General features: G+C 63.0%; 19 protein-coding genes. 15 read left to right on the forward strand and 4 right to left on the reverse strand.

Annotated elements, in window-relative coordinates; translation table 11 throughout:
• Positions 1-90: 90 nt before the first annotated feature.
• Positions 91-1,170 (reverse strand): sodium:calcium antiporter, encoded by a 1,080-nt coding sequence (locus tag AC1ME3_RS17080; RefSeq protein WP_480954134.1) that lies wholly within the window; start codon positions 1,168-1,170, stop codon positions 91-93.
• 371 nt (positions 1,171-1,541) lie between these two features.
• Between AC1ME3_RS17080 and AC1ME3_RS17085 the strand changes: the two genes are divergently transcribed.
• Together AC1ME3_RS17085 and AC1ME3_RS17090 are read left to right on the forward strand one after the other, a co-directional pair.
• A complete protein-coding gene (locus tag AC1ME3_RS17085; protein ID WP_252574799.1) occupies positions 1,542-2,255 on the forward strand; it encodes a bacteriorhodopsin in 714 nt (237 codons plus the stop codon).
• A gap of 29 nt (positions 2,256-2,284) precedes the next feature.
• Positions 2,285-3,094: a Brp/Blh family beta-carotene 15,15'-dioxygenase gene (locus tag AC1ME3_RS17090; RefSeq protein ID WP_480954135.1), complete on the forward strand. Its 810-nt coding sequence runs from the start codon at positions 2,285-2,287 to the stop codon at positions 3,092-3,094.
• Between the two features lie 871 nt (positions 3,095-3,965).
• Here the strand turns inward: AC1ME3_RS17090 and AC1ME3_RS17095 are convergent.
• Positions 3,966-4,532, reverse strand: a complete 567-nt coding sequence (locus AC1ME3_RS17095; protein ID WP_056476236.1) for a TetR/AcrR family transcriptional regulator — start codon at positions 4,530-4,532, stop codon at positions 3,966-3,968.
• A gap of 104 nt (positions 4,533-4,636) precedes the next feature.
• Here AC1ME3_RS17095 and AC1ME3_RS17100 point away from each other — a divergent pair, with 104 nt between their 5' ends.
• The 7 genes from AC1ME3_RS17100 (at position 4,637) to AC1ME3_RS17130 (ending at position 9,958) form a co-directional block, all read left to right on the forward strand.
• Entirely contained in the window at positions 4,637-5,356 is a 720-nt protein-coding gene (locus AC1ME3_RS17100) for a glutathione S-transferase family protein (protein WP_231420650.1), read from the forward strand.
• 109 nt (positions 5,357-5,465) lie between these two features.
• Positions 5,466-6,578 carry an alkene reductase gene (locus AC1ME3_RS17105; RefSeq protein WP_231420649.1) on the forward strand — a complete coding sequence of 371 codons (1,113 nt, stop codon included), beginning with the start codon at positions 5,466-5,468 and terminating at the stop codon, positions 6,576-6,578.
• A gap of 46 nt (positions 6,579-6,624) precedes the next feature.
• The gene (locus AC1ME3_RS17110; protein WP_055930929.1) at positions 6,625-7,020 is read left to right on the forward strand and encodes a VOC family protein; all 396 of its coding nucleotides are present in this window, start codon (positions 6,625-6,627) and stop codon (positions 7,018-7,020) included.
• An 81-nt stretch (positions 7,021-7,101) separates the two neighbouring features.
• A complete protein-coding gene (locus AC1ME3_RS17115) occupies positions 7,102-7,236 on the forward strand; it encodes a hypothetical protein (RefSeq protein WP_480954136.1) in 135 nt (44 codons plus the stop codon).
• 63 nt (positions 7,237-7,299) lie between these two features.
• Complete coding sequence (locus AC1ME3_RS17120) at positions 7,300-8,280, forward strand: aldo/keto reductase (RefSeq protein ID WP_480955863.1); 981 nt, start codon at positions 7,300-7,302, stop codon at positions 8,278-8,280.
• Positions 8,277-9,101, forward strand: a complete 825-nt coding sequence (locus AC1ME3_RS17125; protein ID WP_480954137.1) for an SDR family NAD(P)-dependent oxidoreductase — start codon at positions 8,277-8,279, stop codon at positions 9,099-9,101. The genes AC1ME3_RS17120 and AC1ME3_RS17125 overlap by 4 nt, the downstream gene beginning before the upstream one ends.
• Positions 9,098-9,958, forward strand: a complete 861-nt coding sequence (locus AC1ME3_RS17130) for an NAD(P)-dependent oxidoreductase (protein ID WP_480954138.1) — start codon at positions 9,098-9,100, stop codon at positions 9,956-9,958. The genes AC1ME3_RS17125 and AC1ME3_RS17130 overlap by 4 nt, the downstream gene beginning before the upstream one ends.
• A gap of 178 nt (positions 9,959-10,136) precedes the next feature.
• Here AC1ME3_RS17130 and AC1ME3_RS17135 read toward each other — a convergent pair whose 3' ends face one another.
• Entirely contained in the window at positions 10,137-11,414 is a 1,278-nt protein-coding gene (locus AC1ME3_RS17135; RefSeq protein ID WP_480954139.1) for a metal-dependent hydrolase family protein, read from the reverse strand.
• A 28-nt stretch (positions 11,415-11,442) separates the two neighbouring features.
• Here AC1ME3_RS17135 and AC1ME3_RS17140 point away from each other — a divergent pair, with 28 nt between their 5' ends.
• The 5 genes from AC1ME3_RS17140 to tnpC all read left to right on the forward strand — a co-directional run bounded on the left by AC1ME3_RS17140 (position 11,443) and on the right by tnpC (position 17,075).
• Positions 11,443-13,635 carry a penicillin acylase family protein gene (locus tag AC1ME3_RS17140; RefSeq protein WP_480954140.1) on the forward strand — a complete coding sequence of 731 codons (2,193 nt, stop codon included), beginning with the start codon at positions 11,443-11,445 and terminating at the stop codon, positions 13,633-13,635.
• 234 nt (positions 13,636-13,869) lie between these two features.
• Positions 13,870-14,499: a hypothetical protein gene (locus AC1ME3_RS17145; RefSeq protein ID WP_480954141.1), complete on the forward strand. Its 630-nt coding sequence runs from the start codon at positions 13,870-13,872 to the stop codon at positions 14,497-14,499.
• Positions 14,500-14,717: 218 nt separating this feature from the next.
• Positions 14,718-15,116 carry an IS66-like element accessory protein TnpA gene (gene tnpA / locus AC1ME3_RS17150; RefSeq protein WP_031439430.1) on the forward strand — a complete coding sequence of 133 codons (399 nt, stop codon included), beginning with the start codon at positions 14,718-14,720 and terminating at the stop codon, positions 15,114-15,116.
• Complete coding sequence (tnpB, locus tag AC1ME3_RS17155; RefSeq protein ID WP_031439429.1) at positions 15,113-15,460, forward strand: IS66 family insertion sequence element accessory protein TnpB; 348 nt, start codon at positions 15,113-15,115, stop codon at positions 15,458-15,460. Before tnpA ends, tnpB begins: the two co-directional genes overlap by 4 nt.
• Before the next feature lie 61 nt (positions 15,461-15,521).
• Positions 15,522-17,075 (forward strand): IS66 family transposase, encoded by a 1,554-nt coding sequence (tnpC, locus tag AC1ME3_RS17160; RefSeq protein ID WP_031439428.1) that lies wholly within the window; start codon positions 15,522-15,524, stop codon positions 17,073-17,075.
• 205 nt (positions 17,076-17,280) lie between these two features.
• Here tnpC and AC1ME3_RS17165 read toward each other — a convergent pair whose 3' ends face one another.
• Complete coding sequence (locus AC1ME3_RS17165; RefSeq protein ID WP_480954142.1) at positions 17,281-17,631, reverse strand: hypothetical protein; 351 nt, start codon at positions 17,629-17,631, stop codon at positions 17,281-17,283.
• An 875-nt stretch (positions 17,632-18,506) separates the two neighbouring features.
• Here AC1ME3_RS17165 and AC1ME3_RS17170 point away from each other — a divergent pair.
• Complete coding sequence (locus AC1ME3_RS17170; protein ID WP_480954143.1) at positions 18,507-19,217, forward strand: alpha/beta hydrolase family protein; 711 nt, start codon at positions 18,507-18,509, stop codon at positions 19,215-19,217.
• Positions 19,218-19,696: the final 479 nt, after the last annotated feature.

A 19,696-nucleotide genomic window follows, 5' to 3' on the forward strand; every position in this document is an offset into this window, starting at 1 on the left:
CTCCCAACATCGGACACCTGTTCATGTTCAACACGGTTAGTTTCAAAGGCTGGCTCCCACCCCAGAAAGTCGCGTTTTGAAGTAAGCGGCTCAACTGCCGTGACCGCTAGATATTGCGAACAGGCCACCCACGCCGAGGGCATAAAGGGTAAGCACCGCGAAGGAATCGATGCCCATGCGCCAAATTCGACGTTTGGGTCGGAAAATCAGGCCTGCGGCGTAAACGCAGGTCAGCAACACTCCAAGGCCCGCAAGATATATGTCGCTTGCCTGTGCATCAGGCAGCACCGCCTTGCCTGAGACGACGACGGCTAGGAGGAAGAGCACTGGCAGAAAGGCGTTTCCACCAAAGATGTCGCTGACGGCCAGCTGATAGTCCTTCATGCGTACCGAGGTGATACCGGTCGAAAGCTCGGGCAGCGACGTGGCGGCCGCAAGCACCGTTGCCCCGAAGAGGACCCCGCTGAGGCCGATGTGTTCGGCTATGGCATCGCCGCTTCGCTCCAGGAGTACGCCGGCTGCCAGGGTCGCAAGCGCCGCGGCGCCGAAGACCAATGCGACGTGAATCGTGCTCTCGCCGCGCTGTCCGGAGGCGTCATCTTTCTTTGCCTGCGAGTGACCCTTGGGTTCTTTTTGCCCGTCGGGAGCCGTGCCGCTCGTATCTTGCCAAGGCAGCCCCTTGCTGGCTTTGCTGGAAAGCCACACGCCGATGACCCACAAGACGCCGATCAACACCGCCCCGGGAGTCAGGCGAGCCGCAATCAGCGTGCCCGGCAACTGCGTCGCCATGATCGACACGATCAAGACCACCACGACCAGCACCGCCTCCACGACCAGCGTGAGGCTGGCGGCGCGGTAGGTCAGAGGCACCTGCTCCTTCATGGCGATGTCCATCGCCACGAGCACAACCGTCTGGATGGCGATGCCGCCTAGTATATTGCCGACCGCCACCCCCAGATTGCCTGCCAGCGCCGCACTGACGGTGATCGCGACCTCGGGCAGGTTGGTGGCTATTGCGAGTACGATGATACCGCCGAGCGCCTTGCCTAGGTGAAGGCGCGAGGACAGAATGTCCGTCGTATCAGCTAGCTTCACGCCCGCTACCCAGATTACACCTGCGCAGGCGGCAAAGATGGCGAGCAAAACCGGCAGGCCGAGTCCGTTGAACATGCGGAACTTTCAGTTTGTGGGTGAGCGATAGGCGGTCTATCTTAGCGATCCAGGCGACCGCGCGTTCCACAATCAGCCAAGCTTCAAAATCGTGATACCAAAGCCGCGCAATCCAGTTCGCCGGGGCTGCAGAGGACAACGGCTAGTCGATACGATGCTCATGAAGGCATCCGGTACCAGTGATTACTTACGCAGCGTCGCGCAGGGTAGTCTGCCGGCTTAATTCACTGACGAAGTGTCCGTTCGTCTCCTATCGACCGCGCTTCGTGACAAGCCGATGAACTTTGCTCCGGCGTGGACACAAAACGATACAATCCATGTTATGCGATTTGGGTCGGCATCGGGTCGCCCCCTTGTGCTGGGGATCCCGCATGGATCAGACTGCCTTCCTACTTGGGTTCACAATCATGTCGCTGGGTTCGCTGGCGATCTATGCGACGGGGAAGAAAAGCCACCCGTCCGGCCACCATACGCTGCTGCATGCCAGCGTGCCGTTCATTGCAGCTACGGCGTATCTGGCAATGGCCTTCGGCATCGGTACGCTGTTCAAGCTCGACGGCTCGGTCACCTATCTCGCAAGATACCTCGATTGGTCGGTGACAACGCCGATCCTGCTATCGAGCCTCGTTCTTCTGGCCTTCCATGAGCATGGTAGAACCGGCGAGGTTGGCGGCCACCTCACCGCCATCATCGTCCTTGACGTGCTAATGATAGCTACGGGACTGGTGTCGTCGCTAACCGGCCCATCGTTCGCAAAATGGGTCTGGTATGCGTGGTCATGCGTCGCCTTTCTCGGCGTTCTGTACCTCTTGTGGGGGCCGCTACGCATGCTGGCGAAAAGCCGGGGCATGGCCTTGGGCACGGCATACAATAAGAACGTCGCCTTCCTGACGGTTATCTGGTTCCTCTATCCAATCGTCTTCCTGATCGGTCCTGAAGGAATGAAGATCATCACGGATCCGACATCAGTCTGGGCAATTCTGATCATGGATGTCGTCGCCAAGGTTGTTTACGCCTTCTATGCGGCAAGCAATCTGGACAAGGCGCTGGAGCAGCATAGCACCGAACGCGGTCATCAGTCATGATCGCCCGCGCTCCAGCCTGGGGCTGGAGCATGCTTCTAGGGGCGGCAGCCGCCGCCTCCATTAGCGCGTTGACCGTACAATTAGCTTTTGCGGTTGTGGCGATAGGTTTCATCGGCATGGCACATGGCGCCAGCGACTTGGCAATCGTCGAGCCGCGGCAACGCCCTTTGTTCGTCGCCTTATACGTCTTTGTTGGTGCAGTTTGCCTCTGTTGGTGGGTCATTGATCCAGCGGTCGCACTTCCGGCTTTTCTCGTCGCGTCGGCAGTTCATTTCGGCGTGGAAGATGCACCAGCGGATCGGCCGTTGGAGAGGGTGGCGAGAGGAACGAGCCTTGTCGCCACCCCCGCCACTCTCCATGCCACGAACCTGACCGATATTCTTCGTTTTGGCGGCACCTCGACAAACGTGCTGCCCGCAATGGTGTCGACAATGGCGTTGATCGGCGCAATAGCCGCAGCGTATTTGGTCGTAAAAGCATGTCAGCGCAAAGACCTGCGCCTCCTGGTCGGGACGGTCGCCCTTGTCGTTCTGCCGCCACTCGTGGGGTTTTCGGTGGGCTTTCTCGTTCTGCATGCCGCACCCCAAACGTTCGAACGTCGTACGCAGATCGGTTGTGCAACGATGGGCAGCTACCTCCGAGCAACTGCTCCGATACTGGTCGCCGCGATACTGCTCGCTACCATAACAGGCGTTCTCTTGTTACACTCTGACCCTTCCGGCGTTCGCCCCCTATTCGCGGGCATTGCGGCTCTCGCTGTACCGCATCTAATCGTGACGCCATTATTCGGGCATATGCAGTGGCGCCCGTTTCAACGAGCAGTCCGCTCCGACGCTTAGACCGACTGCCGGGTGGCTTCCTTCAACGAATGGCCTGTTGGCGTTACGACCCACAAGTGGTCACCCAGCGACTGTTCGGCTCTCCCCAGAAACGGACCTTTGTTCACCTAGCGTGTTCGGCCTTAGATAACCGATCTCCGTCGGGCTGCTTCGAAGAAGAGCCTGTTCGCAGGGCAACAGAGTGCCATGAGCGCTGTTCCACCGGCTATCGGTCCCATGCTAGGCACAGGTGGGTGAACGCGCCCCTCCCCTACAACTTCCGGCCAGACCCACAACACGACATTCGGCGGTCGTTTCGCGCTCCCCAACTTCGGACATTCATTCATGTTCGCCTGGCGCCTCCACCAGCGATGGCGAAAATGGTGAGAAGTGGGACGAAGCCGACGTTCCGAACTCGTTCGCTAAACGGCGGTTTCCGACAACAGCCGACGTTTGCGCGCTGGCGGTTTGAGCGTTCCTTGGATCCGGCCGGCGGTTCAGGTTTTGCTATATGACTGCGATTGGATCGGCAGCTTATCGGAACCAGCGACAAGATAGCTGCATAGTTACCGCGGCTTGGCAACGACAATGATGAAAGGTCGCGTCGCCAGTGAAGTCCGCTGCGATCTGTTTGGCCATGAAGGCGAAACGGAAACCGCGCGCACCTATGACGAGGAGGCAGAGCTTTCTATCAAGCTCGAGGCACTACAGCTATTGACGCCCATTACCGCGCATATCCAACCGAGCCATCCAATCAACATCAGACCGGTTCATCGACTAAGGCATCGGAGTCGTGCATCAACTTTACGTCTCAGCCCAACTGCTTAAAGATCCGACGTTATTTGACGGTGGCGCGGCTCGTCGAACTTGGCGAAACACGGCAGCAGGACCGTCAGGCCGGCAGAAGCCCGGCCGCGCGGTAGCTGTCGATCATCGTGTCGAAGAGCGCGATATCCGCACGGCCTCTTGCGAATAGCTGCGCGCCGGAGACGGCCGCATAGATCGCCTTTGCCCTAATCCTGCTTTCACCCGGTTCGACAATGTTGGCCTCGACGAGGAGCTTGCTCAGCCAGTCAACATTGACGTCAGCAAAACTCTGGACCTCGACTTTTACCGCGTCTGGAAGGTCATCATATTCCGCCGCCATGAAACTCGACAGGCAGATGCGGTTGTCGTTCGACAACGACGTGCGGAAAATTTCTGGATAGCGGCGAAGCGCACCAAGAGGCTCTGATGCCTCATCCGAAATCACCACCAACTGCTTGACCGTATCCTCCCAATAGCGTCGCGCTACCGCCGCACCGAGATCGGCCTTCGTCGCGAAATGATGATGAATGCTCGGTGCCTTGATCCCGACCTCGGCGGCGATGTCGCGAAAGTTCAGGCCGTTATAGCCGCGCGCCATGGCGCTTCGCCTTGCCGCGGCGAGCACTGCCTCTCTCGAATTCGACACTGCCATCGCCCCGCTTACTCCGCCAACCGACCAATTGGTAGATAGGGGGTTGACCATCAGGAGGCAACCGCCCACCTGAGTGACTACCAATCACTTGGTAGGGACGCCTCATGACCGATCAGACTCCGCCTGAAAGCTCGAAGCTTCGCCTCTTCACCTCCCCCTCTGCCTTCCCCAACCCACAGCGCCTGCGCATCTTTCTGCACGAAAAGGGCATTGCCGATCGGTTCGACGAGCAGGTCTACGACATGTCCCCGGTCGGCGAGCAGCGGCAGTGGAAGCATCTCAAGATGAACCCCTGGGGCGAGACCCCAACGCTCCAGCTTGCCGACGGTAGCTTCATCTCGGAAACCGCGGCCGTCGTCCGTTATCTTGACCAGGCGTTTCCGGGTCGCCGGATCATGGGCGAGACCCCGGAGGAACAAGGCCTGGACGCGATGTGGGACAACCGCGTCTGGGTGCACATCCTTTACCGCATCACCACCGCGTTCCATGTCCTGCATCAGGGGCTAGGTCCCAAGCTCGAGCTGACTGCCAACGCCGCTTGGGGCGAGCATTGTCGCAAGGAAGCGCTGGCGCATACCGCGCTGGTGGACCGGCATCTGGCCGATGGCCGCGACTGGCTGCTCGGCGGTGACGAGCCGACCTTTTCCGACATCACGCTGGCGACGGCGATTGCGTTCTCGAAGTTCGAGGTAAACGCCATGCCGCTCGACGAGCGCTACGAACATATCGATGCGTTCTGGCAGCGGTGGCAGCGCCGCCCGACATTCCTCGCCGCCTATGGGGACCGGAGCAGCGGCGTGCCGGAACTGGACAACCGTCCGTAGCACCCAGCCTGCTACCCGGATCGTTTCAAGCCGGTCGGGGGTGAAACGGCAGCCCGAGCGTTACAGCCACCTGCCCTCGCCCCTTATTACTCCTACGGAAGATCATATCATGGCCGATCTGCCTGTCAGCCCCGTCCTGCAACCCGTTGCGATCGGCGATCTGCAACTGCGGAACCGTATCGTCATGGCACCGCTCACGCGCAGCCGCTCGAACGAGGAAGGCATCCCCCCGGCGTTCGCCGCGGACTATTACGCACAGCGCGCCGATGCCGGCCTTATCATCACCGAAGCGACGAACATCTCGTCTCAGGCGCGCGGTTACGCGATGACGCCCGGCATCTGGTCGGACGCGCAGGTGGCGGCATGGAAGCCCATCGTCGAAGCCGTCCATCGGCGTGGCGGCAAGATCTTCCTTCAGCTCTGGCATACTGGCCGGATCTCGCATCCCGATCTTCATGGCGGCGCCCTTCCCGTGGCGCCGTCCGCGATAGCGGCGGAGGGGCAGGCGTTCACCAATGACGGGATGAAGGATTTCGTCGTTCCGCGCGCTCTGGAAACGGACGAAATCCCCGCCATCGTCGAGGACTACCGCCATGCCGCCGAACAGGCCAAGGCAGCCGGGTTCGATGGCGTCGAGGTGCATGCTGCGAACAATTACCTGCTTGAGCAGTTCATCCGCGACAGCACCAACCAGCGCACCGATGCCTATGGCGGCTCGATCGAGAACCGTCTCCACTTTCCGCTCGACGTGGTGCGTGCCGTGGTCGAGGTCTGGGGCGCAAATCGCGTCGGCATTCGCATTTCGCCGGCAACGACCGAGCCCGGAAAGACCCCGCTCGACAGCCAGGTCGGGCGCACGTTCGACACGTTCGTCGATGCCTTGTCCGAGATCGGCCTGTTATACATTCACGATATCGAAGGCGTGACCCAGCAGACGCGCGACGTGCCGGACGGCGTCGACTTTCAGGAGCTGCGCAAGCGCTTCTCGGGCGCCTATATCGCCAACAACCAGTATACGCTCGATCTCGCCGAGAAGACGCTGGCGGACGGGGATGCCGATCTGTTCAGTTTCGGCCGGCCCTTCCTCGCGAACCCCGATCTCGTCGAGCGGCTGCGGACCGGCGCCCCGCTCGCCGAGGCTCCGAAGCAATATTGGTATGGCGGTGGCTCGGTCGGCTACTCTGACTGGCCCGGAATGAACGGGCGGATCGAGCTTCCGTGATTCAAGGGCGTGCGTTCGCCTGCATGTATAATCGAGGAGAGATAATTTGCTGTTTCATACGATGGTAGGATCGAACGACATCGAGCGATCCAAGCGCTTCTACAATGCAGTGCTAGGTGCCCTAGGAGCCGAAGAGGCGACGCTGAACATGGCCGGCAGCGGTCACACCCGCCTGTTCTACCGCAATGAGGGCGGGACGAACTTCATCGTTACCCAGCCGATCAACGACGAACCGGCCACCGTGGCCAATGGCGGCACCGTGGCTTTTTCGTGCAACTCGCCCGAACAGGTCGAACTGTTCCATGATATCGCTGTCGCCAACGGCGGCACCTCGATCGAGGACGGACCCGGTCCGCGTGAGTCAGCGATGGGGACTATCCATCTGGCCTATGTCCGCGACCCGGACGGCAACAAGCTGTGCGGAATCCACATCCCGTCATAATAGCCAAGCCCAGCCGATCGGCTCAGGTGGCCCCTTTCACATCGCTAGCGGACCGGTAGGTATCGGTCCGCTAGATATGCCATGTCACGACGGACCCGATTTCACGTTCGTCGGAACCGGCTATTCCTCGATTGGGCCGGCAATCCGGTCCGGCTGCCGATCATCGCCCCCTTCTTCCTCCGCTATCACGAGGCAACGATCGCCTTTGCGTCGTGAAGAGGCAACCTGCGGCGTCCGCGATCATTCCCCCGACAACAGGCATCGCATCGGAGATACATGGTGAAGACACGCAAGCTTGGTTCGCAAGGCCTTGAGGTCTCTGCGCTCGGCCTCGGCTGCATGGGGATGAGCGACTTTTATGGCGGTCGCGACGAAGCGGAATCGGTCGCGACCATCAACCTCGCGCTCGACCGCGGCGTCACCTTCCTGGACACCGCCGATATGTATGGGGTCGGCGCCAACGAGGAACTGGTTGGCCGTGTCGTGCGCGAACGCCACGAATGGGTGGTCGTCGCGACGAAGTTCGGCATCGATCGGGGCGCCGATGGCAAGGGCCGCAGCATCAATGGCCGCCCTGACTATGTCCGGCGTGCATGCGATGCCAGCCTGAAGCGCACCGGGCTTGACGTCATCGACCTCTACTACCAGCACCGCGTCGACCCCGACGTGCCGATCGAGGAGACGGTGGGCGCGATGGCGGAGCTGGTGACGGCCGGCAAGGTGAAGTATCTCGGCTTGTCCGAGGCGTCGCCGGCGACCATTCGCCGCGCCCATGCGGTCCACCCCATCACCGCTCTGCAGACCGAATATTCGTTGTGGAGCCGGGATCCCGAAGCAGCAATCCTGCCTACGGTGCGCGAACTCGGCATCGGCTTCGTGCCCTACAGCCCGCTCGGCCGGGGTTTTCTCACCGGTCAGATCACCGCGCCCGACGACCTCGCCGCAGATGATTTCCGGCGCCATCATCCACGCTTTCAGGGGGAAGCGTTCCAGCGCAACCTCGACCTCGTCAAGGCAGTCGGCGCTATGGCCTCCGACAAGGGCTGCACGCCGGCGCAACTGGCGCTTGCCTGGGTGCTCGCGCAGGCCGACGACGTCGTGCCGATCCCCGGCACCAAGCGGCGCACCTATCTGGAAGACAACCTCGGCGCGATCGACGTGACGCTGGACGCGGACGACATCGCCCGCATCGACGCGATCATGCCGCCCGGTGCAGCCGAGGGACAGCGCTATGCCGACATGGCGAGCATCGACCGATGAGTGCAGTCTCGTTCGCGGCGATCGCGCCGGGCAATCTCGCCGTCGTGACGGGTGGGGCCAGCGGCATCGGGCTGGCCGCCGCGCGCGCATTCGCCGCACGTGGCATGCGGGTCGCTATCCTCGACCGGCCGGGCGAAGCACTCGATGCGGCGGCCGGGTCGATCGACGGGGCGGGCGCGCACGCCGTCGACGTCGCTGACCCGGTGGCAATGCGCACCCTCGCCACCACGCTTGGGCCGGCATCCGTCCTGATGAACAACGCCGGCATCGGCCAGGGCGGTGATGTTTTCGCCAGCCAGGAGGCGTGGACAAGGCTGCTCGGCGTCAACCTGATGGGTGTGCTGAACGGCATCCAGAGCTTCGCGCCGCTGATGGTGGAGGGACACGGGCCGGGCCTCGTCATCAACACCGGCTCCAAGCAGGGCATCACCCAGCCGCCGGGCAACACCGCCTACAACGTCAGCAAGGCAGGGGTTAAAGCCCTGACCGAAGGCCTGGCACATACGCTGCGCGAGCAGACAGGGGACCGGGTCAGCGCGCACTTGCTGATCCCTGGCTTCACCTACACGGGCATGACCTCTCCGCGGCCGAAAAAGCCGGCTGGCGCCTGGACGCCGGAACAGGTGGTCGATCTCATGTTCGATCGTCTGGCGCGCGGCGACTTCTACATTCTCTGCCCTGACAACGAGACCACGTCGGCACAGGACGCGAAACGCATCGCCTGGGCGGCAGGCGACATTACCGGGAACCGCCCCGCCCTGTCCCGCTGGCACCCCGATCACGCGGCCGAATTCGCCCGCTTCATGGAGGATGACGCATGAGGATCGGGTTCATCGGGCTGGGTCAGATGGGCGGCGCCATCGCGGCCAATCTGCTCAAGGCAGGCCATGAGGTGACGGTCTGGAACCGTTCGACAGACAAGACCGAAGCGCTTGTCGCCGCAGGCGCAGCACGCGCGGCACGGCCGGTCGATGCGGCCCAAGGCGATCTCGTCATGACCATGCTCGCCGACGACCGGGCGGTGGAAGGCGTGGTATTCGGCGAGGGCGGCATCGTCGGCGCTCCTGCACTGCACGTCGGACACAGCACGATCAGCATCGCGCTTGCCGACCAGCTCGCGGCGGATAGCGGCACCGGTGGTTACGTTTCTGCACCCGTCTTCGGCCGTCCACCGGCGGCGGCGGCGGGCAAGCTGTTCGTGGTCGCGGCAGGCGTGGAAGCTGCATTGGATCGCTGCGAACTGGTGTTCGCCGATATCGGTCAGCGGACTTTCCGGATCGGCGACAAGCCGTCCGCGGCCAACCTGGTGAAGCTCAGCGGTAACTTCATGATCATGGCCGCCGTGGAGGCGATGGCCGAGGCGATGACGCTGGCCGAAAAGGGCGGCGTCGATCGTCAGACCCTACTGGAGGTGCTGACGGGAACCCTGTTCGGCGCGCCGGTCTACCATACCTATGGCGAGATTCTGCTGGAGGACCGCTTCCGGCCAGCTGGATTTGCGGCGCCATTGGGCCTGAAGGACATGACGCTGGCCGATGCCGCTGCCACTTCGCTTGGGGCACCGATGCCGCTGCTGGGGATCGTTCGAGACCACCTTCGCAGTGTCATCGCAACGGAAGGCCCGGACATTGATTGGGCTGGTATTGCGCTTGCGATCAGAAAGAGTGCGAAGCTTTAGACACCCGCGGACGGGATACGGGGACTACCTGGCGGGCGGCATCTCAAGGAAAGCTGAGTAACGGAAAGGCCCGGTTGTGGTCGTTCAGGCCCCCTCCCCGGCTTCCTAACGTCGGCCAGACAGGCGTCCGTCCCTTCCGCAGCGGCAGCGCCTTGAGGTAACTTCCATTGGCCCATTGCTACATGCTGACAACGGCACCGCCCTTCATCACCAGCCGCACGGCACGCACGGCGGAGATGTTCACCGTGGGATCACCCGCAACCGCGACCAGATCCGCGAGCATACCCGGCTTCGCCGCGCCGAGACGGTCGCCCAGTCGCATCCACCGCGCGTTGCCCGAGGTGGCGGCGAGCAGCACCTGCGCCGGCGTCATTCCCGCTGCCGCCATCAGTTCCATCTCGCGCGCGTTCGTCCCGTGCGCGAATACGCCTGCGTCGCCACCCATGCAGATCGGCACGCCGGCGGCGAGCGCAAGGCGGAGGCTGTCACGGCTTGCCTTAACTGCGGCGGGGGCCGGCTCCGCGCCGGTCCAGCCGCGATAGCGTGCGCTCGCGTCCGCAGCAGCGAGCGTTGGGCACAAGGCGATCTTCTTCGCCGCCATGCTCGCGAAGATCGCGGGCGTCCCGCCATAGCCATGCTCGATCGTGTCGACGCCCGCCTCGATCGCGCGACGCATACCCTCCACGGTTGAGGCGTGGACCGCGACGGGACGTCCGGCGTCGTGCGCCGCCCCCACCGCCGCCCTGATCTCATCAAGGCTCAGCGTCGCGCGGCTGTCCTCGCCAGCGCGCCAACGATAATCGGCGTAGAGCTTCACCCAGTCCGCGCCGGCGGCGATCTGCCGACGGACCGCGGCAACCATCTGCTCCGCGCCCGAGACCTCCTCCGCACCTTGCGGGATGGCGACACCCGGCTCGAACCCCTTGGGGCCGTAGGCACCGAGCGCGACGATCGCGCGGGTCGCGACGGCGAGCCGCGGCCCCTCGACGATCCCCTGGTCGATCGCCGCCTTCAGTCCGACATCGGCATAGCCAGCCCCTTCGGTGCCGAGATCGCGCTCACTGGTGAAGCCTGCCCGCAGAGTCGCCCGCGCGTTCGCCACCGCGCGCGCGGTGCGCAGTGCCAGCGGCTCATGCAGCACCTGTTCGTCCCAGCTCGCCTCGTCATAGGGATGGAGGAAGAGATGGCCGTGCCCCTCGATCATGCCCGGCATCAGCGTGTCACCGGCGAGGTCGATGATGTGCGCGCCCGCAGGAACGGCTAGTTTCGGGCCGACCGCGACGATCCGGTCGCCGCGCACCAGCACCTGCCAACCGGCGTGCATCTTCCCGTCGACGCCGTCGAACACCGCCGCGGGACGCAGCAGCATCGCGGTGCTCATCAAGGTCTCGACCGGCGGGGCGCTTGCGCCGCCGAGCATCATTGCCATCACGATCGCCAACCAGCACTTGGCCATGCCTCACTCCCCGTTCTAGGCTTACGCTATGGTTACGCTCCTCCAGCGCACGCGCAATCCGTTGATCGTCGCAGCCCTCCTAGCGACGACCGCCGCCGCGCCCGATCCCGACATGGCGCGGTGGCGGGCCGAGGCGGCGCGGGTGACGATCACGCGCGACGATTGGGGTATCCCGCATGTCCGCGGCCGCAGCGACGCCGACGCGGTGTTCGGTATGACCTACGCGCAGGCAGAGGACGACTTTGCTCGCATCGAGGCGAACTACCTGACCGCGCTCGGTCGCACCGCCGAGGCCGATGGCGAGGAGGCGATCTGGGCCGACCTGCGCCAGCGGCTGTTCGTCGATCCGGTCGAACTCCAGGCACAGTACGCCGCTTGTCCCCCATGGCTGCGCACGTTGATGGATGCCTGGGCGGACGGGCTGAACTTCTATCTCGCGACGCACCCGCAGGTGCGCCCCAAGGTGCTGACGCGGTTCGAGCCGTGGATGGCGCTGAGCTTAACCGAGGGCAGCATCGGCGGCGACATCGAGCGCATCTCGCTCGCCGACCTCAAGACCTTCTACGGCCGGCCGACCCCACCGACGCCGGAAGAGCTGGGGGCGGTGCCGCGCGAACCATCGGGGTCGAACGGCATCGCTATCGCGCCGAAGCTGACCGCGAACGGCCGGGCCCTGCTCCTCATCAACCCGCACACCAGCTTCTACTTCCGCTCGGAAGCGCAGATGACCAGCGACGACGGCCTGAATGCCTATGGCGCCAGCACCTGGGGGCAGTTCTTCGTCTACCAGGGGTTCAACGCGCACGCCGGCTGGATGCACACCTCCTCCACCGTCGACAATGTCGACCAGTTCGCCGAGGCAATCGTGCGTCGCGGCGGCGGCTGGGGCTACCGCTACGGTGGCGAGACACGCCCGGTCGCTGCGCGCACGGTGACGCTCCGCTTCCGCCGGCCCGATGGCGGCATGGGCGAACGGCGGTTCACTACTTCGGCGACGCATCACGGCCCGATCGTCGCGGCGAAGAACGGCCGCTGGATCGCGACTGCGCTGATGTGGCGGCCCGTCCCGGCGCTCGAGCAGAGTTGGCTGCGGACCAAGGCCACCGACCTCGCCTCCTACATCGCGGTCGCGGAGCGCAAGGCGAACTCCTCCAACGATACGCTGTTCGCCGACGACAAGGGCGAGATCGCGTTCCTGATGCCGCAATTCATGCCGGTCCGCGACGACCGGTTCGACTATACCCGCCCCGTCGATGGCAGCGATCCCGCGACCGACTGGCGAGGGCTGCACCCGCTCGCCAGCCTGCCGAGCGTCGCCAACCCGCGGGTCGGCTGGGTCCACAACACCAACGACTGGCCGTGGGGCGCCGCCGGGCCGGAAAGCCCCAAGGCAGCCGACTATCCACGCTACATGGATCAGACCGGCGGCAATGCCCGCGGCGAACACGCCGATCTCCTGCTGACCGGCCGGCGCGGCTGGACGCCCGAGCGGCTGCGCGCCGCCGCCTACGATCCCTATCTGCCCGCCTTCGCACGGCTGCTGCCCGGCCTGGTCGCCGCGTGGCGCGCACTGCCGGCGGGCGACCCGCGTCGGCGGGCGCTGGCCGGGCCGATCGCGACACTCTCCCGGTGGGACCATCGCTGGAGCAAGGAGTCGGTCGCGACGAGCCTCGCCGTCTACTGGGGCGACCAGCTCTGGCGCGAAATCGGCAGCTTCGCACAGGCGGAGCGGATCAACGTTCCCGACTACATCGCCAACCGCGTCGACGCCGCGACCAAGCTCACCGCGCTGGAAACGGCGGTCGCGCAACTGACACGCGACTTCGGCGGCTGGAACACCCCGTGGAACGCGATCAACCGTTTCCAGCGGTTCGATGGCGCCATTCGGCCGCACTTCGACGACGCGAAGCCGTCGACGCCGGTGCCCTTCACCTCGGCGCAGTGGGGTAGCCTCGCCTCTTTCGGCGCGAAGACGTGGCCGGGAACGAAGCGCTATTATGGCACCAGCGGCAACAGCTTCGTCGCGGTGGTCGAGTTCGGCCCGCGCGTGAGGGCGATGGCCGTAATGGCGGGCGGGCAGAGTGGTAATCAGGCCTCATTGCACTTTGCTGACCAGATCGACCGCTACGCCACTGGTCGCCTTCGGCCTGTCTACTTTTATCTCGACGAGCTCGCTGGTCACGTCGAGCGGGTCTATCGTCCCGGTGGCGACGCTCCTTGATCGTCGGCGACTGCGTTGAAAGCACGCGCGACTGGTTGGACCCAGTTCCGGCCGTTCAGACCGCATTGACCGCTTGCCAGAATCTGCCGTTCGTTCACCAGGGCCCATAGGGGTTTATCAGTACGCGCGTTATTGGTCGGGAGTACGAATATGTGAGCGAAGAAGCAGCAGGGTATGGACACGCCCGGGAGAAAGGCAGACGACTATAAGTGCCGCGCTATAGGAAACATTTGCATGCGCCAGCTTGCCTTCCTGACCGTCCTCCTTGCGGCGCCGTTAGCCGCACAGACCAACAAACCGACGCCGACAGTCTCGATTGCTGACCCAGAAACTCTGTCCGGCGTGATCTTACTCGCGCCACCGCCGCAGTCGTTGGGCGCTTACGGCCGCTCGAAAATTCTTTGGCGGGCCGACATTCACCTACCCGAAGGCTTGTCGATCACCCGCGCTGACATGAGCGGTTATGCACCTATATTTCTGACCTCACAGAGCGGTCGCTGCTTCAAACTCGATTTCAATGGTGCTGGTCAGGTCCTGACCAAGGTCGATCTGCTTCCCGACGTTTGCTGGCCGGGTAGGCCGGCCGGTGCTTCGCCGCCGCTTCCTGCCCCATCACCGCCAAGAGCGGGCCTCGTCTATGCAGGGCGGGCCTGGAACCTGATTGCCTGGACCGATCCTCGGATAGGCGAAACAACGCTGATCCCGGAGGGTGAGCACTATGCCCATCCGGTGCTGACCACCAACATGCGCGTAATCGCTGCCGGTGGGCTGGGATCGCCCGACGCTCCGATGACCCAAGTGTCATTGGTTGGCTACGTGCGTGATCAGCTTGTCGCGACCACGGTCATGTTGATCCTGCCGTAAGCGCTAGCAGCACCTACCTCGGTTGGCGCGCGGTTGCGGTCAGCTCGACCACCGCTGTTCGCCTTCCAGTATGGCATTCAGCCGTAAGCGCGGTCTGAGGGCCGCCTTGTAGGCGGAGCGTTCAACGGGTTGATGGCAGCTCTTTGAACGGGGCCGTAATGTCGGACGAGACTATCGAACCAGCTGCAAATGTAGCGAGTAGTCATACGACCGGTCGTATGAGTGGTCGTATCGAGATTGTCGGGCGGGTGTCGGGTCGACGCCGCTGGACGGTCGAGGAGAAGCTGGCGATCCTGCGCGATGCGTTTGGGCCGGATGGGTCGGTCCGGGCGGCGGTCGAGCGTCACGAGGTCGGCAGCGGCGCGATCTACACCTGGCGGCGCCAGGCGATGTCGGGTGCACTGAGCGGAGTGCCGGCCCGGCCTCAGACCGCATTTGCCGAAGTCCAAATCAGCGAGCCGCCCATGATGCTGCCGGCGCCGCCCGTCGAGGCGCCAGCGGACGCCCGGACCGCGGGGCAGATCGGCATCGAGCTGCCTTCGGGTGTGCGACTTACCGTCGACGGCACGGTCGACGCCGAGGCGCTGTCGCGCGTGATCGGCGTGCTGACCCGATGATCCCGCAGCCGACATCGACGCGGATATTCCTGGCGTGCGGCGTCACCGACATGCGCAAGGGCTTCGATGGCCTGGCGGTATTGGTGCAGCAGGTGCTCCGGGAGAAACCACATTCCGGTGCGCTGTTCGCGTTCCGTGGCAAGCGCGGCGACCTGATCAAATTGCTGTGGTTCGACGGTCAGGGACTCTGCCTGTTTTCGAAGCGGATGGACCGGGGGCGTTTCGTCTGGCCGGTGACCGCGACAGGCACAGTGGCGCTGACATCGGCGCAGGTGTCGATGCTTCTGGAGGGCATCGACTGGCGCCGCCCAGAGCGGACATGGGCACCAACATTGGCCGGCTGAAAACATAGCTTTTCCGCCATTTTTGCTCGTGTGAGAGTGCGCGAACTGCTATGAAAATGAGGTGTCGCAAGCATCTCTTGCCCCATCTGATGCCGAGGCGCGGATCGCCGTGCTGGAGGCCTCGCTCGCCCGAGCCAATGCAGCACTTGCCGCCCGCGACCTGCTCATCGAGACACTGCGTGGACAGATCGCTCGGCTGCGGCGGATGCAGTTTGGCGCATCCTCCGAGAAGCTGACGCGCGAGATCGCCCAGCTCGAACTCGCACTTGAGGAACTGGAAACCGAGAGCGCAGTCCCGGAGACCGGCGCGGTCTTGTCAGACACGCCCGTGCGGCCGGCACCAGTCCGTGCGTTGCCCGACCACCTGCCACGCGCGGAGGTCGTCCACGAACCCGCCTCCGGCGCCTGCACATGCCCGGACTGTGGCGGTGCGCTACGCCGTCTCGGGCAGGACGCCCATGAGATGCTCGATGTCCTGCCGGTGCACTGGCGCGTGGTGCGGAACGTCCGACCGAAATACAGCTGCCGGACGTGTGAGAAGATCGTCCAGGCGGCTGCCCCGGTGAAGGCAGTCGCACGCGGAAAGGCGACATTCGCAACGCTGGCCCATGTCGTCGTCTCGAAGTTCGAACATCACCTGCCGCTTTATCGGCAGTCCGAGATGATGGCGGCCCAAGGCCTGGACATCGACCGCTCGACGCTGGCGGGCTGGGTCGGTCATGCAGCCGCGCTGCTTGACCCCATCGTCAGTCGCATCCGCGAGGAAGTGCTGAAAGGCGACAAGATCCACGCGGACGACACGCCAGTCCCGGTGCTCGACCCAGGCCGCGGACGCACCGCGACCGGGCGACTATGGGTCTATGCAGTCGATGACCGCGCCTCCGGTAACACGGCTCCGCCAGCGACATGGTATCGCTTCACGACCGACCGTACCGGTGCACATCCGCAAGCCCATCTCGCCGGATTTCGAGGCTTCCTCCAGGCCGACGCCTATGCCGGTTACGACGGGCTCTATCGAAGCGGCGTCACAGAAGTCGCGTGCTGGGCCCATTTCAGGCGCAAGGTGTTCGACCTGCACGAGCGGGTTGCCACGCCGCTGACCACCGAGATTCTTGAACGCATCGGTGCCTTGTACAGCATAGAGGCCGAGGTCCGCGGCAGGCCGCCTGACGTGCGGCTGGCGGCGCGGCAGAACCGGACGAAGCCGCTAGTCGATGCGCTGCGCGAGGCACTGGACGCAGCACTGCGCCGCCTGTCGCCAAAGTCCGACATGGCCAAGGCTATCGCCTATGGCACGAAGCGATGGCTCGCACTGTGTCGCTTCCTCGATGACGGGCGCCTGGAGATCGACAACAACATCGCCGAACGCGCGTTGCGCGGCGTTGCCGTCGGACGGCGAAACTGGCTGTTCGCTGGTTCGAATACGGGCGGCGAGCGCGCTGCGGCGATCTACACCGTCATCCAGACCTGCAAGGCCAACGGCGTCGACCCGCAGGCCTACATCGCCGACGTCACTGGGAAGATCGCAGCGGATTGGCCGGCCGCGCGATGGGACGAACTCATGCCCTGGAACTGGTCCGCGCAAACCGCAGAGCGAGTGGCGCAAGCCGCGTAATCTGCGGCCTGCCGGCCACGCTTACATTCAGCCAGCTAAATAACCGAGATAGACGATAGCGGCCGGACTGCCCTAGGTAACGACGACCCACAATCGGACGCCCAAGTCCCTTCCCTCGCTTCCCAACTTCGGACGCTGGTTCATCTTCGCGAATGACTAATTTTGAACCCCGGCTATCCGCTCGCGCATGTCGTATTGGGGAAGGTTAGCGGACGGTCCGCGTTTTACGGTCGCGGTATTCCCGGAATGCGATCCACACGAGCAATACAGCAAGGATGAGTATGGCTCTGGTAAGAAGATGACTGACGGCGGAGTTTAAGTCGCTGTTGATCCAGTCGAATGCGAACTGTCCGACCAGTACCGGCAATCCGACCATGAGGATGAGGTATAGGACACGGCGCTGCATCTGCTCATCGTAAAGAAGCCCCGAATGTCTGCAAGTGGGCGTTCTGGTACGATCCCGCATTGTCGCGAGGGGATGGTGTTTTGGGAAAGCCACTGCACCAAGCGAGAATTTCTCGAAAATATAACCAGATTGCCTGTCAGCGATATCCATAATTCAATAGTATGAGATGTTGCGATAATATAAATTAGCGGGCAGCATCTCCGGCATGGTTATCATCCCGCTTATTCTGGCAGTCATGTCACCCGCCTCAAGCCAGGGGCTTACCGCACCACCTATTGTGCAGCCGAGCGTAGACATGGCAGCCGCACTTGCCAAAGAAGGCTTCGCGCCCAGTCCACCAAACCTAGTCGCTATGGCTGCTAGCTGTCGAGCTGCTGGTAACTACTTTCTTGCGGCGGGCGACGGTCGAGTCCTCAGTGTAATCGACGCGCTCAACAAATGTTGGCGCCGGCGTAAATCATCTTCCCGGCACGATATAACAATTCGACGGTGGTCACAGCCGCGAGGTAGGGGTTCTGAGAAGAGCGCGGCCTCAAGTCTGCGAGCTATCGTGATCACGAATGAAGCATTCACTCTGCTCACCTTCGGAACGGATCTGGGCAAAGGTGACTAGCTGAGTAGCGGCAATCACAGATGGCATATTTCCATCGCGCCATTGCGCCAACAAATAACCAAAAGCTTAGGTTGATGGGCGTGAGCCGAACGGTCGGAATGGGAAGGAAAGCGGACTGGCCGCTTTTGGGAAAGCCGGTGGCCATAGCCGACATGGCGTAGGCGGTCGTTTTTCCCGAAAATAATGGCGATCCGATACCGTGTAGCTGCAACTTCGCACCTACAAGCGGCTTGCCTCCCCTACGTTATTATGTAGCTGTCTGTGGGGGTTACGCCGAACCGGGGAAAGCTAAATGCGAATGCGTCGATTAGCGGGTATTGCCATCGCAAGCGTGATGGCGTGCTCCGCGCCATCTCTGGCCGCTCCATCTGCCCAGGTCGCGCTACAAGTCACACCCCAACGTTCCACCCGCATGGATACCTGGGTGCCGGACAAGGTGAAGGGCGTCGTGCTTTTTTCGACAGGGCACGGATCATGGCCGGAAAAGTACGATGCCATAGCTTCGGCATGGGAGGCGGCAGGCTTCGCCGTTATCGCGCCAATCCACGTAGACTCGATGCACTATCCTGACAGGGACAAGTTTCCTCGTCAGGCGAGTTTCGGCGAGCGCATCGCGGATATGAAGGCAGCCAGCGCCTATGCTGCACGTATCTGGCCGGGCAAACCAGTAATTGCGGCTGGACACAGCTTCGGGACGCTAACTGCCCTGTGCCTCGGGGGAGCTTTGTCCAACGTCGGCAATTTCCGCGATCCGACCGTTAGGGCTGTCCTGGGCTTTTCGACGCCCGGGCGTATTCCCGGGCTGATCGGTCCGGACGCCTACGCGGGCGATACTTTGCCTACAATGATCGTGACTGGCGATGAGGACAAAGTACCTGGGTTGGTCACGGATTGGCATGACCATCTACTGCCGGTTCAGACATCACCGGCTGGCGACAAGTTCGGCGTGACGTATCAGGGTGGTTCACACGAGCTGATCGGGCACTCGAGTGATCCGGATTTCGCTTCGGCTCTCTTGGTCAGCACGAACTTCCTGAAGGCCTATGGGCTCGGTGATAGAGCGGCAAGGGCGGCGCTGGCCAAAAGCAAGGATGCGGCAGGTATGAACTGGATAACGAGGTAATCTTTCCGGTATCGCAATCCACGTTCTTGGAAATGGCCCCATAGCGGAACAGGGGCGTGGGCGAATACGCGGAGAGCCGTCCGGCGAATTTGGTGCCCGAGTTGGCCTATCGGAGACAGAGGAGCGGGAAAACCGCTCTGAACGAATGGCTGCTTTCGGAAGCTTCGATCGGTAACCCGAGGGTCCGACTGTGGGCGTAAGGCGCCCCGCCCTTCGGCTTCCGGCCAGACCCACAAGTGGACGCTCACGCCTCTTCCGTCGCTCCCCAACTTCGGACACTGGTTCATATTTGCGAATAACCGGTTTTCAAGCCCGGCTAGCCGTTCGCGAATGTCGTGATGGGAGGGAAAGGAGACTGTACGCTATTAGGAAGACAAATCGCGTTAACGGACGTCCCAGACGCAGCCGCTCTTTCTCGAAGAGGATCGACTTTCGGGAATCGCTGGCGAGGGACCTCGTATGCTATCAAGGTAGTAAGA

Source organism: Sphingomonas sp. BL2, assembly GCF_056680015.1.